The organism is Sporomusa intestinalis (assembly GCF_055383785.1).
The window spans coordinates 1,709,094-1,735,228 of sequence record NZ_AP042390.1 but is presented as its reverse complement, the minus strand read 5'-3'; the positions used below and the strand labels follow the sequence as shown (position 1 = coordinate 1,735,228).

Annotated in this window: 23 protein-coding genes and 1 riboswitch; of the genes, 6 read left to right on the top strand and 17 right to left on the bottom strand. The window is 50.8% G+C overall.

The window, feature by feature from the left end; all coding sequences use genetic code 11:
* Positions 1-10: 10 nt before the first annotated feature.
* From thiM to ACZ481_RS07750, 12 genes are all read right to left on the bottom strand, one after another.
* Positions 11-817: a hydroxyethylthiazole kinase gene (gene thiM, locus ACZ481_RS07805; protein ID WP_464769588.1), complete on the bottom strand. Its 807-nt coding sequence runs from the start codon at positions 815-817 to the stop codon at positions 11-13.
* A gap of 54 nt (positions 818-871) precedes the next feature.
* Entirely contained in the window at positions 872-2,218 is a 1,347-nt protein-coding gene (locus ACZ481_RS07800; protein WP_464769587.1) for a chloride channel protein, read from the bottom strand.
* 6 nt (positions 2,219-2,224) lie between these two features.
* Positions 2,225-2,809 (bottom strand): HPP family protein, encoded by a 585-nt coding sequence (locus tag ACZ481_RS07795; protein ID WP_464769586.1) that lies wholly within the window; start codon positions 2,807-2,809, stop codon positions 2,225-2,227.
* A 97-nt stretch (positions 2,810-2,906) separates the two neighbouring features.
* Positions 2,907-3,137, bottom strand: a complete 231-nt coding sequence (locus tag ACZ481_RS07790) for a hypothetical protein (protein WP_464769585.1) — start codon at positions 3,135-3,137, stop codon at positions 2,907-2,909.
* Positions 3,138-3,176: 39 nt separating this feature from the next.
* A complete protein-coding gene (locus ACZ481_RS07785; protein WP_464769584.1) occupies positions 3,177-4,757 on the bottom strand; it encodes an L-lactate permease in 1,581 nt (526 codons plus the stop codon).
* 129 nt (positions 4,758-4,886) lie between these two features.
* Positions 4,887-5,852: an oxalate oxidoreductase subunit beta gene (locus ACZ481_RS07780; RefSeq protein ID WP_464769583.1), complete on the bottom strand. Its 966-nt coding sequence runs from the start codon at positions 5,850-5,852 to the stop codon at positions 4,887-4,889.
* A gap of 13 nt (positions 5,853-5,865) precedes the next feature.
* Positions 5,866-7,110 carry an oxalate oxidoreductase subunit alpha gene (locus tag ACZ481_RS07775; RefSeq protein ID WP_464769582.1) on the bottom strand — a complete coding sequence of 415 codons (1,245 nt, stop codon included), beginning with the start codon at positions 7,108-7,110 and terminating at the stop codon, positions 5,866-5,868.
* 12 nt (positions 7,111-7,122) lie between these two features.
* Positions 7,123-7,413: a 4Fe-4S binding protein gene (locus tag ACZ481_RS07770; protein WP_464769581.1), complete on the bottom strand. Its 291-nt coding sequence runs from the start codon at positions 7,411-7,413 to the stop codon at positions 7,123-7,125.
* A 42-nt stretch (positions 7,414-7,455) separates the two neighbouring features.
* Complete coding sequence (locus ACZ481_RS07765) at positions 7,456-8,148, bottom strand: oxalate oxidoreductase subunit delta (RefSeq protein WP_464769580.1); 693 nt, start codon at positions 8,146-8,148, stop codon at positions 7,456-7,458.
* A gap of 101 nt (positions 8,149-8,249) precedes the next feature.
* The gene (locus tag ACZ481_RS07760; RefSeq protein ID WP_464769579.1) at positions 8,250-10,367 is read right to left on the bottom strand and encodes a CDC48 family AAA ATPase; all 2,118 of its coding nucleotides are present in this window, start codon (positions 10,365-10,367) and stop codon (positions 8,250-8,252) included.
* Positions 10,368-10,583: 216 nt separating this feature from the next.
* Positions 10,584-11,294, bottom strand: coding sequence for a response regulator transcription factor (locus ACZ481_RS07755; protein ID WP_464769578.1), 711 nt, complete (start codon positions 11,292-11,294; stop codon positions 10,584-10,586).
* A gap of 21 nt (positions 11,295-11,315) precedes the next feature.
* On the bottom strand, positions 11,316-13,217 hold the full coding sequence (locus ACZ481_RS07750; RefSeq protein ID WP_464769577.1) for an ATP-binding protein: 1,902 nt from the start codon (positions 13,215-13,217) through the stop codon (positions 11,316-11,318).
* A gap of 159 nt (positions 13,218-13,376) precedes the next feature.
* On the opposite strand from ACZ481_RS07750, the gene ACZ481_RS07745 reads away from it, so the two are divergent.
* From ACZ481_RS07745 to ACZ481_RS07725, 5 genes are all read left to right on the top strand, one after another.
* Positions 13,377-13,562, top strand: coding sequence for a hypothetical protein (locus tag ACZ481_RS07745; RefSeq protein WP_464769576.1), 186 nt, complete (start codon positions 13,377-13,379; stop codon positions 13,560-13,562).
* A gap of 144 nt (positions 13,563-13,706) precedes the next feature.
* A complete protein-coding gene (gene pyc / locus ACZ481_RS07740) occupies positions 13,707-17,156 on the top strand; it encodes a pyruvate carboxylase (protein ID WP_464769575.1) in 3,450 nt (1,149 codons plus the stop codon).
* Positions 17,157-17,199: 43 nt separating this feature from the next.
* Positions 17,200-17,298, top strand: a riboswitch (TPP riboswitch).
* Between the two features lie 66 nt (positions 17,299-17,364).
* Positions 17,365-18,666 carry a phosphomethylpyrimidine synthase ThiC gene (gene thiC / locus ACZ481_RS07735; RefSeq protein WP_464770595.1) on the top strand — a complete coding sequence of 434 codons (1,302 nt, stop codon included), beginning with the start codon at positions 17,365-17,367 and terminating at the stop codon, positions 18,664-18,666.
* 1 nt (position 18,667) lies between these two features.
* Positions 18,668-19,297, top strand: coding sequence for a hypothetical protein (locus ACZ481_RS07730; protein ID WP_464769574.1), 630 nt, complete (start codon positions 18,668-18,670; stop codon positions 19,295-19,297).
* 102 nt (positions 19,298-19,399) lie between these two features.
* Positions 19,400-19,990 carry a carbonic anhydrase gene (locus ACZ481_RS07725; RefSeq protein ID WP_464769573.1) on the top strand — a complete coding sequence of 197 codons (591 nt, stop codon included), beginning with the start codon at positions 19,400-19,402 and terminating at the stop codon, positions 19,988-19,990.
* On the opposite strand, the gene ACZ481_RS07720 is transcribed toward ACZ481_RS07725, so the two are convergent.
* The 5 genes from ACZ481_RS07720 to modA all read right to left on the bottom strand — a co-directional run bounded on the left by ACZ481_RS07720 (position 19,981) and on the right by modA (position 24,776).
* Positions 19,981-20,415 carry a hypothetical protein gene (locus ACZ481_RS07720; protein WP_464769572.1) on the bottom strand — a complete coding sequence of 145 codons (435 nt, stop codon included), beginning with the start codon at positions 20,413-20,415 and terminating at the stop codon, positions 19,981-19,983. The two genes, ACZ481_RS07725 and ACZ481_RS07720, sit on opposite strands and share 10 nt — an antisense overlap.
* A 146-nt stretch (positions 20,416-20,561) precedes the next feature.
* The gene (locus ACZ481_RS07715) at positions 20,562-22,271 is read right to left on the bottom strand and encodes a methyl-accepting chemotaxis protein (protein ID WP_464769571.1); all 1,710 of its coding nucleotides are present in this window, start codon (positions 22,269-22,271) and stop codon (positions 20,562-20,564) included.
* A 273-nt stretch (positions 22,272-22,544) separates the two neighbouring features.
* Entirely contained in the window at positions 22,545-23,216 is a 672-nt protein-coding gene (locus ACZ481_RS07710; protein ID WP_464769570.1) for an ATP-binding cassette domain-containing protein, read from the bottom strand.
* Positions 23,217-23,903 carry a molybdate ABC transporter permease subunit gene (modB, locus tag ACZ481_RS07705; RefSeq protein WP_464769569.1) on the bottom strand — a complete coding sequence of 229 codons (687 nt, stop codon included), beginning with the start codon at positions 23,901-23,903 and terminating at the stop codon, positions 23,217-23,219. It abuts the gene before it with no gap.
* Positions 23,904-23,969: 66 nt separating this feature from the next.
* Positions 23,970-24,776 (bottom strand): molybdate ABC transporter substrate-binding protein, encoded by an 807-nt coding sequence (gene modA / locus ACZ481_RS07700; protein WP_464769568.1) that lies wholly within the window; start codon positions 24,774-24,776, stop codon positions 23,970-23,972.
* Between the two features lie 303 nt (positions 24,777-25,079).
* On the opposite strand from modA, the gene ACZ481_RS07695 reads away from it, so the two are divergent.
* A complete protein-coding gene (locus ACZ481_RS07695; protein ID WP_464769567.1) occupies positions 25,080-26,015 on the top strand; it encodes a substrate-binding domain-containing protein in 936 nt (311 codons plus the stop codon).
* Positions 26,016-26,135: the final 120 nt, after the last annotated feature.

The window sequence follows — 26,135 nt, the reverse complement described above, 5'->3', positions numbered from 1 at the left end:
CATTGCGAGATTAACTGAGCTTAATCAGCTGCAGCAGCGTTTCCGGCTGCAGCGCCGCGATCGCATCAAGCAGCCGCACCCGGAAAGTCCCCGGTCCCTCTGCCGCCGCCAGACTCTGTTCCGCCAGCTCGCCGGCGATCCCCATAACGGCAAGGCCGGCAACGGCCCCGCAAAAAGGATCATTGGCCACACTGCAGCAGCAGGCAATCAGGGAGCCGGTCATGCAACCGGTCCCGGTGATTCCGGCTAACAGGGGATGGCCATTATGGATACGGCAGATACGGCGGCCGGCGGCAACTACATCAGTCCTGCCGGTTATCGCCACAACACAGGCCAGTTTTTCCGAAAGCCGCCGGGCAATTTCCCGGTTATCCTCCTCTGTTGCCAGACAGTCAACGCCATGGTGGCTGCGGCTTAAACCGAGCAGCGCTTTGATCTCCGCCTGATTGCCGCGAATGACCGTTACCGGCAGTTCGGTAATAATTCTGTGAGCCGCCTCCCTGCGCAGCGTGGTCGCGCCGACGCCAACAGGGTCAAAAATAATCGGAATCCCCTTGTGCGCTGCCTGCTGGCCGGCAATAAGCATTGCTTCCAGCTTGCGCGGATTCAGCATACCAATATTTATTACCAGCGCCGCGGCATAAGCAACCATTTCCCCGGCCTCGCTGCTGTCTTCGGCCATAACCGGCGAGGCGCCAAGCCCCAGTGTTACATTGGCACAGTCATTCATGCTGACATAGTTTGTCATATGATGAATGAGCGGGCGTTTTTCCCGGACTAAGCGCAGACTGTCAACAATGCTGTCTAATATATACATCAGCCAATACCTCCGTGCTGCCTCGCAGTGGGCCTGCTATCGCTGTTCTTGTAACTATTCGCTCTTAGGCTGCGACTTCCTTCGCCCGGCCGCAATAAAACTTGCACCTTGCTCCTGCTTGGCAGAGCCGACACACTTGCCTTCATCAGCCCACAAATACGGCCGCTTGCCTGTGGCGATAATCTGGCTCGGGTAAACACTGCGATGCCCTGAAACCAGGTAGCTCACCAGGCAGCTTACCGCGGCATAAGGAATAAGGTCACTGCCAAATAATTCAGCCGCCAGGAAGACTGCCGTCACCGGGGTGTTTACCGCCCCGGCCAGCAACGCCGCCATGGCGGTGGCCGCGTAAAAGGATATATCCATAACCCCGGCAAGCTGGGCAAACAGATTGCCGGTAACGGCTCCCACTACCAGTATGGGCGTAATAATCCCGCCTGTACCGCCACAGGCCAGGGTGATGCCGGTAGCCACCGTTTTCCAGAAAAAAGCGTCCCAGGCAATTACCTGGCCTCCGAGACTTGTTTCCAGCAATCCCAGACTCAGCCCCAGATACGACGGGCTGACATAATAGCCGATCAGGGTGAGCAGTATGCCGCCGGCCAGCGCTTTCACCGGCCAGCCTCCCCGTAAGCCATTAAACAGGCGCTGCTGCCAAAAAATCATTTTAATAAAAAATATGGCCATCAGCCCGCATATCAAACCCAGTATAACAGCCTGGATAAGGAGATGAAACTCCGGCCGTACGCTAACCGGAAGATAAAAATACGAAACGCCGGCCAGCCGGCAGACATAATAGCCTGTCAAACCGGCTACAAAGGCCGGATATAAGGTATCATACAAAATTCTGCCGACAAATAATACCTCTACCCCAAACATTGCCCCGGCCGCCGGCGTACCAAACACGCCGGCAAAACCGGCGCTTAAGCCGCAAATGGCTATTTTGCGGCAATCTTCCTGACTGACCCGTAAAAAGCTTGCCCAGGACGAGGCAAGAGTAGCACCGATCTGGGCGGCAGGTCCCTCCTTACCGGCCGACCCGCCGGCGGCAATAGTTATCACTGTCGCCAGAATTTTTACCGGCACGGCCGCCAGGCGCGGCAAGCCGTTCTGTTGATGAATAGCGGCAATTACCTTGTCACTGCCGCCTGCTGCCTGCGGGGCCAGCCGGGTCACCAGCCAGCTGTTAAACAGTAATAGGACAGCGATAAAAAAGTAATAGTGCGGCAGCTGCGTCCAGACGCCGATCGCCCAGGTCAGCAGCTGCAAAAAAACAGTTACACCTATCCCGGCAATGCCCCCGGTTGTGATCCCCAGCAAACCCCATTTCACAACATACATAATTGAGTAGCGCTGGGCTAACCGGCTCTCGTCAAACCAAAGCCGTTTTTCCTTAAGCATTGTTGTCTACCACCAATAACACGGATATTGCCGTTTGGCAGCCAGATTATTAATCACTATGCCCACAAGCACTAAAATACAAATACCCACACCTACCGGCAGCAGGGGAAACAGCCAGCCCTGCCCGGTAATTACAGCAATCAGGGCCGTAGCCCCGGCCGGCGGATGAATAGTTCTTGTTCCTACCATAGCGGCTACTGCCAGGCCGACGCTGAGAGCGGCCGTATACCAGTAGGCCCCGGCCAGCTGATAAATCATAACCCCGATTAGGGCTGACAATACATGACCGGCAATCGCATTCCGCGGCTGCGCAAACGGCGCTGTCGGCGCCCCGTAAATCAGGCAGGCCGACGCCCCCAGCGAGGCAACCAGAACAGGAATGCCTTGCAGAAAAGTCAGATAGGTAACACAGGCAATACCGGCAAAGGATCCGACAAAAGCCCAGAAACATTCTGATGCCGGCGGTGAGGCGACGCTGCATTTTCCCACTGTGGCTATCTTGTGGCAATATTCACGCCCTGACGGAACGATGTGCTCCGCCCAGGCTGCGGACGAAACCCGGGGTTTTTGTTGCGGTACGCCGTTTGACATTAATGCTCCTCCTTCACCTCTATCTATTTGAGCAAAATTTTATAGTACTGACAATGGAAACAGGAAATGCCGTAAAAAACGGCATTTCCTGCAATCCTTATTTTTTTGTAACCAAGGGCACCAGACAGGCCAGCGCAAATACCAGATAGGACAGATTAATCAGCAAGCTGTCATTGTTTACACCGCCCTGGTGCGCCAGCGCAAAGCCTGCCCAGAATGCCCAAAACGCAGCATTCATTAACGGTGCACGATATTTCTTGCCCCAGGGAACCGGCTTGAGAACAACATTCTGATTTTGGTTAACACCAGGTGTGGGATTTGTCGACATCCTGATACCTCCTTTTATTATTCCGCATGGTTGGTTGCCCTAAGGCAGATCCTTGAACAGCATGTAGGCAAAAATCCAGGCGTTGATGCCCACCAGCAGCGAAATGATGATACAGTAAGGTATCGTCCGGTTCAGAACCTCACTTTCACGGCCATCCAGACCAACGGTGGCCGAACCAATGAGCACCTTGGAGGGAGCGATTGAGCAGCCGACCGAACCGCCGACAGACTGAACGGCCGACATAATGACCGTACTAATTCCCAGCACCTTGGCGGTCTCGTATTGTAATGCGCCAAACATTACATTCGAGTTTGTGTTACTGCCGGTGAGGAATGCTCCCAGCACACCGATAAACGGTGAAAAGATGGGGAAGAGAATACCGGTGGAATTTGCGATCCCCTGCGCCAGCATGTTGGTCATCCCGGTATCGTTCATAATTAATGCCATCATGACCATGGTTGTTATGCCGATACTGGTAGGCACACACTGGGAGAAGGTGGACTTAAGGGCCTCGGAGGCCGCTCCCGCCTTCCATTTGCCGGCTATTTTAAAAATAACATAGCCGCAAATTGCAGCTGCAACCAGCAGGGGGGCCGGATGGGAAAAGATATTGATTTTAGAATACATGGTTTCGGCCTTGACGGCAAAACCTGCCGCCGTTGTCACTGCGGGATAATTAAGCCCCCAGGTATAAGGAGCAAAAATGCTGGCAATCCCTTTAATCTGGGTCATAATACAGAGCGCGATCAGGATGTAATACGGCGAAAACGCCATATTAAAGCCCATCAGCGGTGCTTGCTGCTGCTGCGCCTCCGCTTCGGCCTCATGCCGGTAGATTGTCTTGGCCAGAACAGCCATCGTTCCACAGCCAAACAGCGCCGGAATCAGCGTAGCCAGCTGAGCAGCGCCGAGCTTGTTCATGAACCAGCACATAAAAGCCATAACCGTACCGGTAATCAGAACAGCAGGCAAACCTCTTTTGACTGCGGCAAAGCCACCGTAAATATGACATACGGCAACACCGGTTGCGTAGATAGGTATAGCAAACAAAAGTGCCATCCAGGGACCGATAATCTCGCCGGGGATTTTAGTAACCAACTGAATTGTATAATAGGAAGAGCCCATGGATCCAAAACTGATGGACCACGAGTGCCCTACCAGACAGGTAGCGGCCGCAATCGCCGGCGGGAAACCCATGACCAGCATAATCGGCGCGACAACGGCAACAGGTACGCCGAAGCCGGCAATCCCCTGCATAAAGCTGGCGAAACACCAGGACATCAGCAGGCATTGCAGCAGCTTCTCCTCCGTTATTTTGATCATGGTGTCCCCAATTACTTTGATCGCGCCAATTTTCTCAACCAGGTTATAGAGAAAAACGGCACCCCAGATAATAAGCAATACATAAAGCGACATGGCCATACCTTTGCTATTGGCTAACGCGAGTAACCGCGGATCGCCGCCAAAAACAAACAAACCAATGATAACCGCTGTAAACCAGGATACTGCGCCGGATTTCGGCGCGCCCCATTTAAATAGTAAAATGGTAGATAACAAAACTAAGATAGGTAGGAAAGCCAGTATCCAGTTCGTAAAGGTTAAGGCAACACCCTTATCCATACAACCGTGCCTCCTCCAACACTTTGTTTATTTTAAACAAAGCATGTTCACATTAGTAAGCCCCTGGTTCCTTTTGTTCACAAGAAACCAGGGACTTACGGCGTAATGCCTGTAGAATTTTATGCAGCCTTACTGAGCAGGCGGCAGGGGAACTTCCATACCAAGCGCTTTGGCCCGGTTGTTGACAAAGTTTTGGATTTCAGCCACATGCTCGGGCTGCAGATGGCAGAAACGGGCCTGGGTCTGAAGATACTCGTCAACAGGTTTAAGTTTTTTCGGCACAACACTGAACTTCTTGTGAGCCCAGTCACCGTTTTCAATTTCGTAAAGATTCCACATACCGGTCTCAACCGCAAGTTTGGCAATCTCAATCGTCCGGTCGGCCGGGAAAGACCAGCCTTTCGGGCATGGAGAATGAAGGTGAACAAACGCCGGACCGTCTTGGGCAAGACCTTTGCGGATCTTGTTCATAAGGTCAATGGGATAGCCGATGGAGGCTGTTGCCCCATATTTGAGATAAGGATGACCGCCGGCCAGGAATATCGGCATCGGGTCTTTCATGTGGTGTTTCTTGGCTTCGGGAATAGCCGGACCGGCCGGGGTAAACATAGTGGTGGCACCATACGGGGTGGATGGGGAAACCTGAATGCCCGTATTGGCATAGGACTCATTGTCATACATTACGCAAAGCACCTTATGCCCGCGATAGAACATCGCCGACATGGCCTGGAGGCCAATATCGGAACAGCCACCGTCACCGGCCATGACAATTACATTGGGGAATTCATCCTGGATTTTCCCTTTTTTGATCATCATGCGGAAAGCTTCGGCAATACCGGAAGCTACAGCGCCGCCGTTGGTGATCTGCGCATGCGTCCAGGGTACTGCCCAGGGACCACAGGCATAACTGGTGTTGGCAACATACATACAGCCGGTTGGACCAATAAAGATTGTATTTTTACCGGCAGCCTTGGCTACCAGGCGATACGCAAGCGCCGGACCGCAACCAGCACAGGTACGGTGACCGGGAACATAAGTGTCCCGCAAATCAGTCGTATGTGCAATTGACTTAATTAACTCAGCAACTGCCATCATTTACTCCTCCTTATTATTTACTGGGGGCAGCTTCAGTTTTCGCAGCATTGATCTGAGAAGCGCCTTCATGATAATCATTGAAGTTAACCCAGGTGCCGCTTTGAATCAGCTTGCCGGCTTTCAGGGTTTGCTTCATCATTTCCGCCATAGCAAAAAACTCTTCATGGGTAATGGTCTCGCCGCCCAACCCGGAGGTAAAGCTTTGAATGATCGGCTTGCCCGCAACTTCAGACATAGCAGCTTTAACCTCTGTTGACAGTACACCGCCGCTACAGGGTGCGCCATAGGATGTTCCTGTATCAATAACGCCGGCAACTTTAAACTTAGGCAGGATTTGAGCAAGGGCGGTATCCGGGAACGGCCGGAACCAACGAAGTCTGCATAAACCAATCTTGTAGCCTGCTTCCCGGAGATATTTAATCGCGCTGCGGCAGGTAACGGCGTGAGCCCCCATTAGGACAAATACCATGTCGGCATCTTCGGTCATATACTCTTCCACAAAGGGAGCATATTTACGGCCGAAAACCTGGGCAAATTCTTCCGTAACCTGAACAATCTTTTCCCGGACTCTATTCATGACAATGTGACGGTCCCATTCCAGGGGCGGTCCCATTTCCGGCTCGATCTGCGGCCCCATGATAACAGGGTTGTTTACGTCGAGGCGGAATTTCGGATTGAATTTAGGCAGGAATCTGTCAACCTGATCCTGATCAGGCATAATATAGTCCTGAGCGATATGGGTCACAAAATAACCGTCCATGGCCACAATCTGCGGCAGCATGATGTCAGGATCTTCCCCGATCCTAAAGTACATCAGGCTGTTATCCAGCGATTCCTGCGCGTCCTGGGCCCAGCCATAAATCCAGCCATTATCGCGCAGCGTCAGGCAATCAGTATGCTCGGACCCAAAATCACCGGGGGGATCAAGGGTGCGGTCGCCAACAAGCGCCTGAATCGGGCAACGGCTGCCGGCAATTGGGGAATAGGTTTCAAATGCATAAGTGACACCGACACCGGAAGATCCGGTTGTGGCCCGGGCACCGGCCATCGAAGCGCCGTGGGCGATAGAAAACTGGGCATGTTCCCCTTCGCCATGGACCATTTCACACTTCATAGTCCCGTTGGCAATCCGTTTGGCCAATTCAGCCATAACTGCAGTGTACGGGCGAATAGGATAGGACGCCGAAACATCAATATCCGCAAGCTGCCAGGCATCTGCAACCGCAGTTAAACCTGTACCTTTTTTCTTAATTGGCATCTTATTCACTCCTTATTCATCAAAATCAAGTTCAGGCACTCGACTTATTGCCCCTACCGGACAAACGTTGCTGCAAATACCACAACCCTTGCAATACTTCAGATTAAAGCTGACGCCATCATCCTTAGCAAAATTCACGCAGGCATCAGGACAATAAATATAACAGGTTTTGCATTCTGTACATTGTTCTTTATCCACTACTGGGCGAAGGAATCGCCAGTTACCGGTAATCATACCCTCATTTTCTGTTTGAGGGGAAGGAACAATAGCCGCAAATGGCACTTGTTTATAAACTTTTGCCATGGTTACACCTCCTTGAAATTTACCCTATCAGCATCAAACCGGTTATTTCCACTCCAACTCCAGCTTGCTCGGATTTACAGGGCAACCGGCTTCGCCGTTGCACAGCGGTAATATGACTACTTTATCCCAGCCTTGCTGAACAGCTGTTTTGTTTTCAGCGGTTTTGAGCAGCGACTCTAATTTAACGATACCGCTCGCTTTGGCCACAGCAGCAGCCATGGCCGCACCAACACCGGCACCAATTTTGGTGTCGTCAATACAGCCCTCAGTACCATCAAAGGTATGGAAAACACCGGCTCCTAAGGCATCAGCGTCAATCGCGGCGACCACTTTTACCTTACTCAGGTTTTCCTGGGGTGACAGATATTTGACCAATTTGTTAACATCCCGCTTGGTATTGATAATAACAACGGTGCCATCCTTACAGCCTTTTAAAACATGATTGCCTTTTACAAGTGTTTCTTCAGCCAGCACAACAACATCAGGACGATAGTTCTCATACTCGTAATAGGTTTCAATCGGCTCAGGACTAATGCGGGCATAACTCTTCACCGGTACATTGATCCGGTCAGGCAAGTCAACGTAGTTGTCGAAAGACTGATTATACTTTCCTTCGAGGCTGCCTGCTTTGGCGAGCAGGGTAGCCGTGTCGCGGGCTTCTTTGGCCAGGGTGACCCCCCTGGTCCATACAGTAACTTCCTGCATCTTGGCGTCAACAGCAACTGCCAGCGTCATTTTTTCTCCCCCTTTTTCCTACTTTGAGATTTGGCAACAGGTGACCGTCAAAACCTTTTACTCTAGATTTGATACTCACCTCCGTTGGCAATATTGCCAGCTTATTTTTTTAATACTTGCCGCAGAGCAAAGCTGAAATCCTCGCCCAGTACCTTGTAGGCACCGGACAATGCGGCTAAACTCTGCGATTGGCTAACATAGCGTTTCAGGGCCGCTAACGAGGCATGCTTGCAGATGGCCTCAATATCAGAGCCGGCTGCTCCTTCGGTGGCTTGTGTCAGGCTATCGAGATCAATGTCAGCGGCCAGATTCATTCGCGCGGTATGAATTTTGAATATCTCCAGCCGCTCGTCTTGGCCGGGCAGAGGCAGCTCGACGATAAAGTCGAAGCGTCCGGGACGCATCAGCGCCGGGTCCACCATATCCGGCCGGTTGGTTGCCGCAATTACTATCACATGGGCGCTGTCCATCAAACTATCCAGTTCAAGGAGCAGCTGGCTCACCAGCCGGTCTGTGCCGGTACGGTCTGTTACCGCCCGGACAGGTGCCAGGGCATCAATCTCATCAAAGAACAGAATACAGGGAGCAATCTGTTTGGCCCGTTTAAAAATCAGCCGCAGGCCTTTCTCGGCTTCGCCAAACCAGCGGGAGTTGAGAGTTGCCGCGTCAACCTTGATGAAGTGGGCTTCACTGGACCCGGCCAGAGCCTTAACCAGCAGGGTTTTGCCGGTTCCCGGCGGCCCTGTCAGCATAAAGCCTTTAGGCATATTGCTCTGCGTCTCGGTAAATAGTTCCGGGTGCCGCAGCGGCAGCTCAATCATAGTCTTCAGGTTCTCTTTAATAGCAGCCATGCCGCCGACCTGCTCCCACTTCAGGTTGGGCCGGTCGGAGAAAAATTCCCTGGTCGCCGTAGGCTCAACCTCCCTGAAAGCGGTATAAAAATCATCCATGGTTATATTGAATTTTTCTAAGTCCGCTTCACTGATCCCGGCGGTAAAGTCAAGGTGCGGCAATAACCGCCGGACGGCGTTCATGCCGGCCTCTTTGCACAGGATAGCGATATCGGCGCCGACAAACCCGTGTGTCATTTGCGAGAGTTTTTCCAGGTTGACGGAGGTGTCGACCCGCATGGAACGGGTATGAATTTTTAATATTCTTAATCTTCCGACTCTATCAGGCGGATTGATGGATAATTCGCGGTCAAATCGGCCGGGACGCCGGAGTGCCGGGTCAACCATATCCGGCACATTGGTAGCGCCGATTACGATAACCTGACCCCGGTTTTTCAATCCGTCCATGAGGGCCAGCAGTTGGGCGACAACCCGCTTTTCCACATCACCGATTACGTCGGTCCGCCGGGGAGCAATGGCATCAATCTCGTCAATGAAAATGATGGCCGGCGCCCGCCTTTGCGCAGTCTCGAAAATCTCCCGGATCCGCGCCTCACTTTCCCCATAAAACTTATTAATAATTTCGGGACCGTTGATATGCATAAAGGCGGCGTTGGTCTCACTGGCTACCGCCCTGGCCATCAGTGTTTTCCCCGTCCCCGGCGGGCCGTAGAGCAGAACACCCCGAGGAGCATCCACCCCTAACTGTCGGAAAATCTCCGGATATTTAAGCGGCAGCTCTACCATCTCGCGAACCCGCTGCAGCTCTTTGTCCAGACCGCCCACGTCTTCATAGGACGCCCGGAAACTCCGGTCCTCCCCGCCATCGGCTTGGGTTACTTTAAGTTTTGTGCCGGCATTGACAACGACCGGCCCCTTGGGCGCTGTGCCGATAACCGTGAAAAACTGGCTTCTTGCCCCGGCCAGATTTACCTTGAGCCGGTCGCCGGTGATAATCGGCAGCCCGTTTAACACCCGTTCCAAGTGCTTAAGATCCTGGGCGTCACTAAAATCTATGGTAACATCCAGCGGGCTCAAAATTACTGTCTGCGCCGGTTGACGGACAGCCTTTCTTATGGTTATCCGTTCGTCAATCCCAACACCGGCATTCTCTCTGATGATGGATTCAATCTGCGCCAGGTTTTGATTTTTAAACTGGCTGAAACAAGGGACTATTTTGGCCACCGTTGTTTTCCGGCCCTGAATTTCAACAATATCACCAATTATGACTTCAAGCTCATCCATGTCCGCATTATCAATCCGGATATAACCCTGGCCGACATCTTCCGGCATAGCATCTGCTACTCTGAAGGATAGGATTTTTTCCATCGTCTGCTTATCCTCCTCTAGAAGCTGGTCTATCCTGACATCATCTTACAGTTGTAATTATAAAGTAAACCTTCCTGCTTGGAAACCGTATGGTAAATAAGGATAATTTTGTAAATATAATTCATAAGCTTGCCTCAAAAAACATAAGAAAGATGGTAAAACAACTCGTATGTCCGAGTCGTCTACCATCCTTGCCTATATAAAGCCTACCGTGTTTTATATTGAAAACGGATCATCCTTAATATATTTATGCAACGGCCTGCCGACAGGGCCATAGGAGAGAATTCCCTTCAGCCAGCCACAGCTGTACAGATAGTTGAGATAGCGGCGGACCGTTACCCGAGAAATCCCCACCAGCCGGGATATTTCACTGGCCGTAAAGTATCCGGCCTGCATATTAATACTCCTTAATACCAGTTCCAGGGTTGCTTTATCCAGCCCCTTAGGGATATTCTCTTTCAGATCTTCAAGACTGTTTGGGGTACTATCCTTGACGGACGTACCCTTCAAACAGTCGATATCCTTCTGGCACAGCTGCTGGCTGTTTCTTATCCTGTCAATATACTGCTGGTAACCTCGCAGGGCTTTTTTAAAACGCTGAAAGGTAAAGGGCTTGATAATATAGTCCACAACACCACACTGCATCCCCTGCTGAATAGTTTCAGAACGGTGAGCCGCCGTAACCAGAATCACGTCAATATTAATCCCCTCGGCCCTCACCCGGCGCAGCAGCTCAATACCGCTGTCGCCGGGCATGTAAACATCCAGTATCACCAACTGGGGACTCACCTTCCTGATAATGCTGTAGCCGTCCGCAGCATTGGCAGCTTGTCCCACTAACCTAAATCCTTTCACCTGGCTGATGTATTGCCGGTGCAGTTCGAGCACCATCGGGTCATCCTCTATGATAACAATATCGATTCCCATATTCCGGCCCCTCCCTACTGTTTAGGCTCCATTGTTTATCTTTACCGGTATTCTTATCCAGAATGTGGTACCTTCATTTTCCCGTGAATTAACACTAATCTTGCCGCCGCAAATTTTTACCTCCTGCTTGACCAGCGCCAGGCCAACCCCCCGGTTGCCCTGCTTTGTGGAAAAACCACGCTGATATATTTTTCGCTTATACGGTTCAGGTATCCCTTTGCCCAGATCGCTTACCTTGATATTCAGGGACTGTTTGCCTTCAAAGACATATACGTCAATTACCCGCCGTTCAACTGGCAGTTGCGCCACCGCCTCCATCGCATTGCTGATTAAGTTTCCCAGCACGGTCACCATCGACAGGCTGCTGAAAGCAGGCGGTAAATCCCCCAGTTTACTGCGGGGATTAAGCCGGAGTGAAATCCCCTGTTCACTGGACTGACTGATTTTGCCGATAAGTAGCCCGGCTGTTGCCTGATCCTTGATGCGCTTGACGATCGAGCTGACCAAATCCTGCTGACTTTTATACATCAGCGTGATCAGCTCAACCACCTTATCATACTGTTTCATCTGAATCAGGCCGGATATGGCGTGCAGCTTGTTGGCAAACTCGTGGGACTGGGCCCGCATGGATTCGAGCAGGCTTTTTAGCCCTACCAGCTCCTCGGCCAGTATTTTGACATCCTGCTTGTCCCGGAAGGTGGCAATCGCACCGATGACCGCCCCGTCCACCAGCAGCGGCACCCTGTTGGTAATAATAACCTTGGTGCCGATATCCTGCTCCTGGTCATACTCTGCCTGCCGGTTTTTCAGTACAATCGGCAGGCGCGAATTGGGAATAATATCACGGATATGCCTGCCGATAATATTGTCTTCCCGGCCGAGCAGGCGCTTGGCTTCATGATTGACCAGATCAATATAGCCGTCGGCATTGATGGCGACCACGCCTTCCCGCATACAATGCATAATGGCCCGTTTTTGCTCCAGAATGACTGTGACTTCCTGAATCCGCTGCCGTAATTTAAAATCAGCATCCCCGTATAATTGCGCGTTATGCACAGCGATAGCCGCATGATTGGCAAAGGTCTCCAGCAGTTTTTGATCAACCGGTGTCGTGTGCCGGTTTGACCGGTACCCAATAATCAAAACGCCAATTGTCAGGTCCTGCAGATAAAGCTTGATGGCCTTTACCTTGGAGAGACTCTCGTTTTTAAAGGTATTGTGCATATGCTCTGACAATAAGTCTTCATAATTCCATTCCATAACCCCTGTTGAATAAGCAATGGTGTCGGCAATAACGGCGGACGAGCCGGCATCATTCCAGCCGGCCGTAACCGGCGCGTGGAGGGTGCCGTTTTTATCAATAAGCAAAATGCTGCCGCAGTCAGCCTTGAATAAACGGATGGAGCTGACGGCAATAAAGTCCAGGACCTCATTCAGGTCAAGGGAAGATGTGAGGTAAGCCGTAATTTCGTTGATTGTCCTTAACTGTTCAAACTGCTCATACACCGTTTCCTCATAGAGTGTAAAAAAATACTCGGAAACAAAAACCCGGACCCGGTCCAGCAAAGAATCAATTTCCCGGCGGTACCGGTTCAGGCTGACCAAATCCTCTTTCAGATAAATCGACATGGCGTCTTTAACAGCGGTTTCATATAAATCAAAAAAAGCCATAATATCAGACAACCTGACCCCCTGCTCCAGCCGCAGCTTACACATCCAGCTGATATACACCTTGAGCGGGGCAAACGTATTACTCTGAACCGATTCGATGAGGGCTTCGGTCAGCTGATTAAGCTCGGCCGTAAAATGATCCCTTGGTATTCTGACATAGGAAGCCGGCTCGCCCTCCATATTAAGGCCGCAAACCGTACCGGTAATGATCTCCTGTTTAATCGATTCAAGTATCCGCACCAGCCACCCCATTTGTTACCACCTGACTTCATGTTTTTTTGTTTTTTTATTTGTTTTTTTTGTGCTTTAATTGACTAGACTACTTACTATTACTTATTATATAACTATATTACATTATTTTCCACAGTAATTTTCTGATTTATCAAACTATAACGACTGGAGGGACCACAAGTGAGCCAGAAGGAGCCTGTACCGGAAAGTTCCCTGCCTGTTGAAACGCCCCCGGAAACTGCTGTATCTGAGGCAGCAGTCCCGGAAAATGCACTAGCGTCAGACTCTATTAAACAGACAGTAAGCAAAGAATTAAAAGAGCTGGTAAAAAGTTATGTGGAGTATGCGAAAAATGTAGATTTATAGCTTGCCGGACCCTCCGTATGATTTGTTATGATAACGCTAATATTTTTCGCAATATTAGCTTGTGTTTTTTGTAAATCGGTGGTAAATTACCAATGACAGTTGTATTTTTATCATGCACTATTGCTTGCTTTGGGAGGGAATTAGATGAAAAATATTCAGACAGTACTTGTTGCCAATCGCGGCGAAATTGCCATTAGGGTTATACGCGCCTGTAATGAGTTAGGAATACGCACAATCGCAGTCTATTCCAAAGAAGATATCTTCTCCTTGCACCGCTATAAAGCCGACGAAGCCTATTTAATCGGCGAGGATAAAAGCCCGGTTGATGCCTACCTGGATATCGAAAGCATACTGCGTATTGCCAAAACCCGCGGTGCAGATGCCATTCATCCCGGTTACGGCTTTCTGGCGGAAAACATTAATCTGGCCAAACGCTGTAAAGAAGAAAGCATCCTCTTTATTGGCCCGGAGATAGAACATTTAGCCATGTTTGGGGATAAAATTAATGCCCGGGCCCAGGCAGTAGCCGCCGGCCTGCCGGTCATCCCCGGCAGCAACGGCCCGGTAAACAGGATCGAGGATGTACGGGCCTTCGCCCGGCAATATGGGTATCCGTTCATCATTAAGGCAATTTTAGGCGGCGGCGGCCGGGGAATGAGGATTGTCCGGACGGCTGCTGCGCTTGAGGAGTCCTATATGCGCGCCAAATCGGAAGCCAAGGCCTCCTTTGGCGATGACCAGATCTACCTTGAACGCCTGCTGGAGTTCCCCAAACATATTGAGGTTCAGATCCTGGGCGACCGGCACGGCAATATCATTCACCTGTACGAACGGGACTGTTCCGTCCAGCGGCGCCATCAGAAAGTGATTGAGATCGCGCCCAGCATCTCCCTCGCCGACGAACTGCGCCATGCTATCTGCAATGCGGCCGTCAAGCTGATGAAAGCGGTTAATTATGTCAGTGCCGGCACGGTTGAGTTTTTGGTTACGCCGGACGAGCAATTTTATTTTATCGAGGTTAATCCCCGTATCCAGGTAGAACATACGATTACCGAGATGATCACAGGCATCGACATCGTCCAGTCCCAGCTGTATATTGCGGACGGCGCCCGTTTGAGCGACGACGTTATCGGCATCCCCGGTCAGGCTTCTATAACCTGTAACGGCCATGCCATTCAGTGCCGGGTAACGACAGAAGATCCGGCGAACCAGTTTATGCCCGACACCGGTAAAATAACAGCCTACCGCAGCGGCGGCGGCTTTGGGGTGCGCCTTGATGCCGGCAACGCCTATGCCGGTTCTGTTATCACCCCTTATTACGATTCGCTGCTGGTCAAGGTTTCCACCTCCGGTCTCACCCATAAAAGCGCAATCGCGAAAATGAAACGCTGCCTCCATGAATTCCGCATCCGCGGCATCAAATCCAACATCCCTTTTCTCTATAATGTAGTCAATCATCCTGATTTTCTGAGCGGTCATTATTACACTACATTTATTGATACCACCCCGGAGCTTTTTGTTTTTCCTATCCCGCAGGACCGGGGAACCAAACTGCTCAAATACCTGGCCGAAACAACGGTTAACGGCTTTGAGGGACTGCCGAAACGCGCCAAGCCCAGCTTCCCGCCGCTTAGGCTTCCCCAAACGCCCCCGGGCCCGCTGCCTGATGGCACCAAGCAAATTCTGGACGAGCGCGGACCGGAGGGATTAATGGCCTGGGTTAAAGAACAAAAGGCGGTATTATTAACCGATACCACCCTGCGCGACGCCCACCAGTCGCTGCTTGCGACCCGGATGCGCACCTATGACATGCTGAATGTTATCTCGCCTACTGCCCATATGCTGCCCAATCTGTTCTCACTGGAAATGTGGGGGGGAGCAACCTTTGACGTGGCTTACAGGTTTCTCAAGGAAGACCCCTGGCAGCGTCTGGCAGCACTGAGAAAACGCACGCCGAATATATTATTTCAAATGCTGCTGCGCGGCTCGAACGCGGTGGGTTATACCAGTTACCCCGACAATGTCATTCGCGCTTTCGTGGCTCACGCCGCCACGGCCGGTATCGACGTGTTCCGGATTTTTGACAGTCTGAACTGGCTTGCCGGTATGACAACTTCCATTGACGCCGTGCGGCAGTCCGGCAAGGTGGCCGAGGTGGCGATCTGCTATGCCGGCGACATCCTGGACCCGGCCCGTCCCAAATACGATTTAAAATACTATGTAAATATGGCCAAAGATATCGAACAGGCCGGCGCGCATATGCTGTGCATCAAAGATATGGCCGGCTTGCTGAAACCGGAGGCGGCCTACCGCCTGGTTTCGGCCCTGAAAGATACGGTGGAAATCCCGATTCACCTGCATATGCACGATACCAGCGGCAACGCCATTTATGCCTATGCCCGGGCCATTGACGCCGGTGTAGATATTGTCGACACGGCCATCTCCTCCTTGTCCGGCATGTCGTCACAGCCAAGCGGCAACAGCCTGTATTACGCTTTACAGGGACATCCGCGGCAGCCTGTTGCCGATATCCGGAAAATGAATGAATTGTCCCATTACTGGGAGGATGTCCGCGCCTATTACAAAGAGTTTGAAAGCAGTCTCTTCTTTCCCAATCCTGAGGTGTACCAGCACGAAATGCCCGGCGGCCAGTATAGCAACCTGCGGCAGCAGGCCAAATCGCTGGGATTGGAAAGCCAGTGGGATAAGGTTAAAGAGGTCTACCGTCAGGTGAACGATATGTTTGGGGATATTGTCAAAGTAACCCCCTCCTCGAAAATCGTCGGTGATATGGCCTTGTTTATGGTGGAAAACAACCTGACAGAGGATGCAATTTATGAAACAGGCGACACCCTGGACTTCCCTAACTCGGTGGTAGAATTCTTCGCCGGCCAAATCGGTCAGCCTTACCAGGGCTTCCCCAAGGAACTGCAGCGCATCATCCTTAAGGGTAAGAAACCGTTGACCAAACGCCCGGGTGAATTGCTGGAACCGGCCAATTTTACTGAAATCCGCGATACCCTGGCAGGTATCCTGCAGCGCCCGGTTACGACCGCCGATGTGCTGGCTTACTCCCTGTACCCGAAAGTATTCTCCGACTGGGCCGGCTTTATCAATACCTACGGCGAAGTAGCCATGCTCGATACGCCAACCTTTTTCCATGGTTTAAAACCCAGAGAGGAAATCAGAGTCGACATTGAGGAAGGAAAAACTCTTGTCGTTAAGTTTATTTCCGTCGAGGAACCACTGCCTGACGGCACGCGGGTAGTTAATTTTGAACTCAATGGCTTACCCCGGGAGGTTATTGTCAAGGATAAGAATATTAAAACAGTTGTCATTTCCCGTATTAAAGCGGAAAAAGACAATCCTAACCATCTTGGCGCCTCCATGACCGGGAAAGCGGTTAAAGTAATGGTCGAAAAAGGAGATCATGTAAAAAAAGGAGATCCCTTGGTCGTTACCGAAGCTATGAAAATGGAAACAACGATTCAGGCTCCTTTTGACGGCCTTATCAAGGAACTGTATGTTAAACCCCAGGACCCTGTGGAAACAGGCGACCTGCTGATTGAACTGCTGAAAACTGTGAAAGCATAACTGCCTAGTACTGTCTGATAAGACAGCATGATTATTGTTGCTTAGTTATAGCTAGGGGTGCCCAACGGCTGAGAGGACTAAAACTCCAACCCTCGAACCTGATGTGGTTAGTACCACCGTAGGAAAGCTTTTACATTGCCAGAACAGAAGCTTGCCTACCCTCACCTTTGCCTATAGCTAAATATAATTACAGAGGAAGGGGAAAAAGATTATGTACACAACTCAAATGGATGCCGCGAAGCGGGGCATCCTTACCGACCAGATGCGAATTGTAGCCCGGGAGGAACAGCTTGAGCCTGAGCTGCTGCGTACATTAGTGGCAAGCGGCAGGGTGGTTATCCCTGCAAACCGTCATCATACCCGCCTTCATCCCATGGGAGTCGGCGAAAAACTCCGCACCAAAATTAATGTCAATCTCGGTGTTTCCAAAGACTGTTATGATATTGAGCTTGAATTGCAAAAAGCGCAAAAAGCCATTGAGTTAAAGGCCGAAGCCATCATGGACCTAAGCTGCTATGGCAAAACCCGCGAATTCCGGCGCCGGCTGATAGAGACCTCGCCGGTTATGATTGGCACAGTGCCGATGTATGACGCGGTCGGCATGCTTGACAAGGATTTAAAAGACATCTCTGTCGATGAATTCTTTTCCGTTGTCGAACGCCATGCTGAAGACGGCGTGGATTTTATGACCATCCACTGTGGTATGAACCGGAAAACAGCCGAACGGGTGAAGCAGAACAAACGGCTGACCAATATAGTTTCCCGCGGCGGCTCCTTGCTGTTTGCCTGGATGGAGCTTAACAACCGGGAGAACCCCTTCTATGAGTATTATGACCGGCTGCTGGCTATCTGCGAGCAATATGATGTCACTTTGAGCCTGGGCGATGCCTGCCGTCCCGGTTCTATTCAGGATGCCACCGATGCTGCCCAGATTGAGGAGCTTATTACCCTGGGTGAATTAACCAAACGGGCCTGGGAGCGGAATGTGCAGGTGATGATTGAAGGCCCGGGGCATATGGCTATTAATGAAATTGCCGCCAACATGCTGCTGGAAAAAAGGCTTTGCCACGGCGCCCCCTTTTACGTTTTAGGCCCGCTGGTCACTGATATTGCGCCTGGTTACGATCATATCACCAGTGCGATCGGCGGTGCCATCGCCGCGGCCAATGGCGCCGATTTCCTTTGCTATGTGACACCGGCCGAGCACCTGCGCCTGCCCAACCTGGATGACATGAAGGAAGGGATTATTGCCTCCCGCATAGCGGCTCACGCGGCCGATATCGCTAAAGGAATTCCCGGGGCCCGCGCCTGGGATAACCAGATGAGCGCAGCCCGGGCTGATGTGGACTTTCCCCGGATGATTGAACTGGCTATTGATCCGGAAAAAGCCGGCAGATACCGGGCGGAGTCGCAACCGGAGTGTGAAGATACCTGTACGATGTGTGGTAAAATGTGCCCCATGAAAAATATGAAAAAAATCCTCAATGGGGAAGATCTGAGCATCGCCTAACATGGACACACCCATGACATCTGTTTCGGAACCGGCACTATTGCAGGAATTAGTCGATTTCTATCGCTCGAAACTATTGTTGGCATGTGACAAGTTCGGTGTCGATGATGGGCGCAGTCAGTTTTTTAAAAAAATGCTTCAGAACCTTACCTGCTGTCGCCCGGGCGCTCATCGGCACCAGCAAAATTTCCGCTGGATCATCACCTTCATCATTTTCCAACCAGCCTTTGACTGTATTGGCAGCCTGCTGGCGAGCTTAACCCCAGACCAGCCGGGATTACAGGCTGAAACAATAAATCAGCCTCTTGGCAAAGTCTACCGCCAGGTATGCCAACAGAATTGCCAGGCCGATCTCGCCCGCGCCTTTGACTTGTTGGATAGCATGCAGGCAAGCTTACTCCGCCAGCAAACCATTCTGGCGGAAAGCGGCCGCCTTGCCCTGACAAGTTACCGCGGCCAGCATTATATCACGACCTACGGGTATACGGCCGAATTGATAAACCCCCTCTTGCTGTTTACGATTTTAAAAGATATCGGCAACTTAGTCTCTATTCTGCCGGCAAAACCGCAAACAACTATTCGCCAAGCAACTTCTCATGCCCGCTCAGGCCGCAGATCATCTGCACTGTAAGCTCTTAGTGGTACTGTTGGCAAGTAATTAAGCATTTATTACTTGTAACAGTACCACTTTTATTATCTGACGCCAAAATTAATTATCAGAAGGGGTGTTTTTATGGATGCTTATCAAGCCCTGGAGAAACTAATCGCCGGCAACAAGCGCTATGTAACCGAAAGGTATGCCAAGCCTGACATTGGTTATAAAAAACGGCTGGAGCTGATCCGAGGGCAGCAGCCATTTGCCGCCATCCTGGGCTGCGCCGATTCACGCATCCCCCCTGAGATCATCTTCGATCAGGGACTGGGAGATTTGTTTGTCGTCAGAACTGCCGGCCAGGTTGTGGACACTGTTGTTTTAGGCAGCCTGGAATATGCCGTTGAACACCTGGCAGTGCGGCTGATCCTCGTCCTGGGGCATCAGGACTGCGGCGCAGTGAAGGCTGCCCTGTCCGGGGCCGAGGCGCCCCTGCATCTTTGCTCAATCCTGCAGGCGATTGTCCCGGCCGTTGAAAACGCCAAACACTGTACAGGTGAACTGCTCCCAAATGCAATCAGGGCTAACATCGACTTTAACATTGACAAATTAAAGTCAGCCAGCCCTGTCCTCAGAAAAGCAATCCCTGCCAAAGGTCTCCAGATTATTGGCGCCATTCATAATATCTATGATGGCAACGTAGACATGGATTACACCGGTAATCACTCATGACTGCCTTTCTTAACCATATTCGCGATGATTTGTTTGGCTTCAACAATATTAATCGGCCTATTCTCAATCAGCTTATATAAGTCAGCCGCCATATCCAGGGGATTATGATACATGGTTCCGGTAATAATCGCTTGCAGCTGATCATGTTTTTTGCAATATCTGAGCACGCCCAGCTCATCCTGATTTTTCCGGGCTTTATAATGGCTGACAGCATATAAGGTCCGGAGTGCGGCAATGACCTCCACGGCTCCGCTATAGCGGGTGCCGACGATCACTCCCAGGTCGGTTTCCTGCCCGCACGAGCCACAGCGGGCCACCACCTCATCTGTCCCCAGTTTATCGACCACCTCAAACTGGGTTGTATTGCATCTAACACACAGCAGTTTCGACTCATTCCGTTCACCGTTATGGCCGCATTTGTCCACTAAGTATCACTCCTTTGCCAATAATACTTAGTATTACAAAATTTGGAATTTTTAAACATTTAAATATTAGGCTTTGCCGGGTCCCGTAGAGATGCCGGCACAAGCCTTTTTTTCCGTCCTGCCCATACGGTTGATTATTGTCGGTTCTAAATCCGGAACCGGTGGGTCGCTGTACTCAGTCTCTCGGCCATTCTGGCCAAAGCCTGGCTGGCAGCGGCAATCTCCGCCATGGCCGCTGATTGCTCCTCCGTGGCGGCCGAAACTGTCTCTGTTTGTCCCAGGATAGCCTTGCCTGTTTCCTCAACAGCTTGTACTGCTGTCACAATCTGCCTGCTATTCTCCGCCACCGCCAGAATCTCTGTAGATATGACTTTGACCTGAACCGAGACATTCTCAATTAAACCGGCAATCTCCCGGAACGTCGCCCCGGACGAATGGACTACCTCCGTGCCGGTTATAACCTCCTGGGTGCCGGCCCGCATTGCCACAGCCGCTTTATCGGTATCTTTATGGATCTCCCCAAGCAAGGCGGCGATTTTCTTGGCCGCCGCTTGCGATTGCTCTGCCAGTTCGCGGACTTCATCAGCAACTACCGCAAACCCCCGCCCCTGTTCACCGGCCCGGGCGGCCTCAATCGCTGCATTCAGAGCCAGGAGATTGGTTTGACCGGCAATGCCTGATATTACATTCACGATTTCCCCAATCGCGGCGGAGCGGGCCTCTAAACCGGTAATCACCGCAGCTGATTCCATTACCGTCTTTTCAATACGGCTCATTTGATTAATAGCAGTTTCAATCGCCTGGTTGCCCCCCCGGGCCGCACTAGCCGCCTTATCTGCGTCCAGGGCAACCGCGCCGGCATTTGCCGCCATGTACCGGATGCGTGCCGCCATATTCTCCACAGACCCCAGGGTCTGCTCCAGGGAAAGGAACTGCGCCTGAGAGGCCTGGGCGACCGTTGTGATGGCTGTGGCAACCTGGCTGGCAGCTAGGGCCGCTTGGTCAGCACTGGCCGTCAATTGCTGGGAAGATGCCGCGACCTGTCCGGTTGTATCAATTACCCGGCCAATTAAATGTCCCAGGTCTGCGGTCATACTGTTAACAGCAGTTCCCAACCGGCCGATTTCATCCCGGGACGTAAGTCCGGCCCGCTGGGACAAATCGCCGCCGGCCACGGCGGCCACGGCTTTCGTCAACAGCTTTAACGGGTCGGCAATGAACCTTACGATCAGCCAACCGCCAATACAGGCCAGCAGAATCATACAACCTGTAACCGCAGCTATACCCTTTGTTACCCGGGCTGCATCAGCAAGCCCCTGCCGGTTAGCAGCTGCCGCTGTATCTTTATTATAGCCGATTAATTCCCGCCTTAGCTCTGTTGCTTTCATAAATATCGGCATACTTTGGGTATATAAGGCAAAAGCCGCAGCTTGCTGACCGCTTGTGGCCAGCTGAATAATATCCTGGCGTGCCTGCCGGTAAGCTGCCAGTTCCTTTTCCAATTCAATCAGCTTGCTTTTTTGATAGGAATCAAGCGCAAGCTGTTTATAGTCTGTCTGCAATTTATTAATTCGCTCAGTATTATTCACAATATTATGAATAATTTGTTTATGTTTATTCCCATCTGGCGTCAGCATGAGTTCAAGCAGCTTAGATTCGGAATCTTTACTGAGCAAGCGGACCTCGCCCAGCATCTGGACAGGCACCAGCCGTTCATGGTACATCAGGGTCAACTCATGACTCAGAATTTGTACCGCAAATAAACCAGCCACCCCCACCCCCAATAAACAAAGCACCATAAACATAATTAACCCATAAATCTTTGTCGCGGTTTTAAAATCAGATAACCGGTACATATATGTCCGCCTCCAATATTAAATAATTCCATATGTTGGAATATTCGTTATTTACCATAGTTCCCCTGCCGCTGTTTTGTGAATCTTATTTACAAAAAGGAAGGTGCAAACCCCTCTTTGCACCGCCTAATAAACCACAGCCGCTGCAGGGGAACAAAAAAACTTCTTATCCCGCTATTAAACAGGATAAGAAGTTTTACCGTTGATTGCTCATTTTGGTTTTGCAGCCCCTGGGTCTGCCCATCCCCGGCGGGGTCCGCAGCCTGTCTTACATTAACATTGGAGCAGCACATCCTGCCATAAGGGCTGACGATCTGTTTGCCTGCCTTTTTCCATAAAGAGAAATTTGTCCCCTAATGCTTTCGCTTCCGCCCGGTCATGGGTGACAAGAACAAAGGGAATATTCCACAGCCCCTGAATTCTTTTCAGCTCTTCCTGCAGTTCCAGACGGGTATCGCTGTCAAGGGCCGATAAAGGTTCGTCAAGCAGGAGAATTTCCGGTTCGGCCATCAACGCCCGGGCCAGAGCCACGCGTTGTTTCTCCCCGCCTGACAGGTTGGCAATATAGCGTGTTGTCAGGTGTTCAATATGCAGCAGTTCAATCAGCCGCTCATACAGTTCATTTGCTGCCTTATTATTCTTTTTGACACCATACCAAATATTTGTTTTCACATCCATATGCGGAAACAGGGCAAACTCCTGAAACATATAACTCACCCGCCGCAGCTGGGGTGGTACAAACGTTTTTGCCGCCGACGAGAACAAAATACGTTCACCATGAGCAATCGTTCCTTCATCCGGCCGCAAAAGTCCGGCAATCGCGCGAAGGATCGTTGTTTTGCCCGCGCCCGAAGGACCTAACAAAACCAGGATTTTGTTGGCCACAGAAAACTGGATGTCCAGCGTAAAATCAGCGAGCTTTTTCTTTACGGTTACTTGCAACATTCAGAACAACCCCCTTACAGACGATTCGCCGCCCCGTTTTTTAGACCAGACATTTAACCAAAAAATCAGCAAGAAGGTGATGCCGCTAATCAGCAGTACATAAGCGCCGGCCAGTGACAAATCATTGGCTTCGGCCGCAAAATAGATCGCCAGCGGAATAGTCTGGGTTTTACCGGGAATATTGCCGGCAATCATAATGGTGGCCCCAAACTCACCCAGGGCCCGCGCAAAAGATAATACCAGCCCGGCTATCAGTCCCGGCCAGGCCAGGGGAATGGTTATTGTCCAGAAAACCCGCCAGCTGCCGGCGCCAAGCGTCCGGGCAGCATCCTCCAGCTTGTGGTCCACCCCCAGAAAGGCAGCTTTGGTGCTTTGATACATTAACGGAAAAGCCACAACGGTTGCCGCCAGAATAGCGGCATAAGGGGTAAAAATAATCTGGGTATGTAAGCTTTCTGATAAGAATCGTCCAATAGGTCCCTGTTTGCCAACAAGCACCAGCAGCAAAAAACCGGTTACAACAGGCGGCAATACTAACGGCAAGGCAAAAAACGCCTCGACTATGCTTTTACCGGGAAACTCAAAGCTGCGCATCACATAAGCAGCAGATACCCCGAAGATAAATACAAAAATTAAAGCGGCAAGCGCAACCTTGACCGATAAAAAGACCGGTTGCCATTCTATCATACTGTCACCTGCTTCATGGCTTACACCGTTCAACTAAAGCCGTATTTTAAACATCAGCGCCAGCGCCTATTGCCCCATAACAAAGCCATTTTTTTCAAATACCGCCTTGCTCTCGGGACTAAACAGATATTCACTGAAAGCCTCTGCCGCTGTTTGCTGCTTGGTGCCGGTGGTTACAGCAATTGGATAGACAATCGGCTGATGACTGCCTTCGGGAGCAATAGCAGCAATCTTTACTTTATCGCTGGCGACAGCATCTGTCTTATAGACAATCCCGGCTTCGACATTGCCTGTTTCGGTGTACGCCAATACCGTACGGACATCTTTGGCAAACACAATCCGGTCTTGCAGCTTATCCCACAGGGCGAGTTTCTGTAATACTTCCTGGGCATATTGGCCGGCAGGCACTGTGGCGGTCTCACCCAAAGCGATCTTTTGCACGCCATTCTGGGTTAGATCTTCATATTTGGTTATGTTGAGTTTAGTTTCTTTGGGCACAACAACTACCAGCTTATTCTCAACCAGATTTTTGCGGGTGGCTTTATTAACCAGGTTTTTCGCTTCCAGTTCATTCATCTGCTTGGGAGCAGCTGAGATGAAGATATCGGCAGGAGCACCCTGCTCAATTTGCTTTTGCAGCGCCCCCGATGCGCCCAGGTTAAAAACAAGCTTGACATTCGGATTCTTGGTCTGATAATTCTTTTGAATTTCAGCAAGGGCATCCTTAAGACTCACTGCTGCCGAAATATTTAGTTCTACAGGCTGCGCCTGCTGGGCCGCAGGCGGTGCTTGCTTTTCCCCGCCACAGCCAGCCAAGCTGAAGACCATGGCTACGATTAAAGCCAGAATAAGAAAGACCCTTTTGTTCATCATTTTCATCCTCTTCTCCCCTTTGCGATTCGTTCTGTCCGCAGTATTCTCCCCCTCTTTAAAGCAAAAATCAACTAACATAATTAAACTGTAACTAAGTTAGTTGATACATCTATGTATCAATTCAGCTGATTATCACAACTGAAATTGCTATCAATAGTAATATGAAAGACTATAGCGTTCAATTTGTTCAAATATAAACTAACAAAAACAAACATAATCTCTATGGTGTTATTATAATATTTGTTGTATGATAATTGCAAGAGCCTGTCTGTATTTAATACAATTTTTTTATAGAGGTGCAGTATGAGCGATACAACTTCGTATACACCGGATGAGATTGCCAAAATCCTGAAAATATCCCGTTTCACCGTTTATGAAATGATCAAGAGGGGTGACTTTCCCGCTTACCGCATTGGCCGGAAGGTCCGGGTTGAAGCCCCGGATTTAGAGCTATATATCCAGAATTCCAAAAAAAACAGTCCCCTCCAGCAGCAGGCGGCCCCGTCTCCGGCCGAGCAGCCTGCCGTCGAACCGGACAGCCTCATTATCTGCGGCCAGGATATTATCCTTGATATCCTGACCCGGCACCTGGAAAGACTTATGCCCGGCATCCGCTGCTTCCGCAACCATTCCGGCAGCATTGACGGGTTATTGGCCCTTTACCGGGGGACGGCCAATGTCGTGACCACTCATTTATGGGACAGCGACACCGATACCTATAATACCCCTTACATCCGCAGATTTTTACCCGGACACCGGACACTGGTCTACAACCTTGCCTACCGCAATGCCGGTTTTTACGTCGCCAAGGGCAATCCCAAAAACATTAGCAACTGGCATGACCTGACCCGCGCTGATGTAACGCTCATCAACCGGGAGCGCGGTTCCGGCGCAAGGGTTCTACTGGACGAAATGCTGCACGTGCTGGCGATTGATTACCAGCAGATCAAAGGCTATGCCAATGAAGAAACCAGCCATCTGGCAGTCGCCAGCTGCGTTGCCCGGGGCGAAGCCGATGTTGGCATTGGTATTGAAAAAGCGGCCCTGCAGGTTAACGGCATTGACTTTATATTACAAAAGAAAGAACGTTATGATATTGTCTTCCGCAAGGAAGATGCCGATAAGCCTCATTTTCAGGCGCTGCTGACAGTAATCCGTTCCGATGCATTCCGCAATGAAGTGGCCGGTATGGGTGGTTATGACTTATCCAAAACCGGTCAGTTAATGGGTAACATCTAGCTAGAGGAAAAGCCGCTGCCGGCTTTTCTTTTTTTATGCCCTACTTATAAATGGCCTAAGGATACATAGCCAGACTTCTGCCGGCCTACTCCAATATAATAAGACTGCGCATGATCTGCG

Bases quoted from the DNA above. Each gene is read 5' to 3' on its own strand.
- ACZ481_RS07765 (WP_464769580.1), bottom strand. From the start codon at position 8,148: ATGACGCTGGCAGTTGCTGTTGACGCCAAGATGCAGGAAGTTACTGTA.
- ACZ481_RS07695 (WP_464769567.1), top strand. From the start codon at position 25,080: ATGAGCGATACAACTTCGTATACACCGGATGAGATTGCCAAAATCCTG.
- ACZ481_RS07780 (WP_464769583.1), bottom strand. From the start codon at position 5,852: ATGATGGCAGTTGCTGAGTTAATTAAGTCAATTGCACATACGACTGAT.
- ACZ481_RS07750 (WP_464769577.1), bottom strand. From the start codon at position 13,217: ATGGGGTGGCTGGTGCGGATACTTGAATCGATTAAACAGGAGATCATT.
- ACZ481_RS07770 (WP_464769581.1), bottom strand. From the start codon at position 7,413: ATGGCAAAAGTTTATAAACAAGTGCCATTTGCGGCTATTGTTCCTTCC.
- modA (WP_464769568.1), bottom strand. From the start codon at position 24,776: ATGATGAACAAAAGGGTCTTTCTTATTCTGGCTTTAATCGTAGCCATG.
- pyc (WP_464769575.1), top strand. From the start codon at position 13,707: ATGAAAAATATTCAGACAGTACTTGTTGCCAATCGCGGCGAAATTGCC.
- ACZ481_RS07775 (WP_464769582.1), bottom strand. From the start codon at position 7,110: ATGCCAATTAAGAAAAAAGGTACAGGTTTAACTGCGGTTGCAGATGCC.
- ACZ481_RS07800 (WP_464769587.1), bottom strand. From the start codon at position 2,218: ATGCTTAAGGAAAAACGGCTTTGGTTTGACGAGAGCCGGTTAGCCCAG.
- ACZ481_RS07795 (WP_464769586.1), bottom strand. From the start codon at position 2,809: ATGTCAAACGGCGTACCGCAACAAAAACCCCGGGTTTCGTCCGCAGCC.
- ACZ481_RS07725 (WP_464769573.1), top strand. From the start codon at position 19,400: ATGGATGCTTATCAAGCCCTGGAGAAACTAATCGCCGGCAACAAGCGC.
- thiM (WP_464769588.1), bottom strand. From the start codon at position 817: ATGTATATATTAGACAGCATTGTTGACAGTCTGCGCTTAGTCCGGGAA.
- ACZ481_RS07790 (WP_464769585.1), bottom strand. From the start codon at position 3,137: ATGTCGACAAATCCCACACCTGGTGTTAACCAAAATCAGAATGTTGTT.
- ACZ481_RS07755 (WP_464769578.1), bottom strand. From the start codon at position 11,294: ATGGGAATCGATATTGTTATCATAGAGGATGACCCGATGGTGCTCGAA.
- modB (WP_464769569.1), bottom strand. From the start codon at position 23,903: ATGATAGAATGGCAACCGGTCTTTTTATCGGTCAAGGTTGCGCTTGCC.
- ACZ481_RS07730 (WP_464769574.1), top strand. From the start codon at position 18,668: ATGGACACACCCATGACATCTGTTTCGGAACCGGCACTATTGCAGGAA.
- ACZ481_RS07760 (WP_464769579.1), bottom strand. From the start codon at position 10,367: ATGGAAAAAATCCTATCCTTCAGAGTAGCAGATGCTATGCCGGAAGAT.
- ACZ481_RS07710 (WP_464769570.1), bottom strand. From the start codon at position 23,216: ATGTTGCAAGTAACCGTAAAGAAAAAGCTCGCTGATTTTACGCTGGAC.
- ACZ481_RS07785 (WP_464769584.1), bottom strand. From the start codon at position 4,757: ATGGATAAGGGTGTTGCCTTAACCTTTACGAACTGGATACTGGCTTTC.
- ACZ481_RS07715 (WP_464769571.1), bottom strand. From the start codon at position 22,271: ATGTACCGGTTATCTGATTTTAAAACCGCGACAAAGATTTATGGGTTA.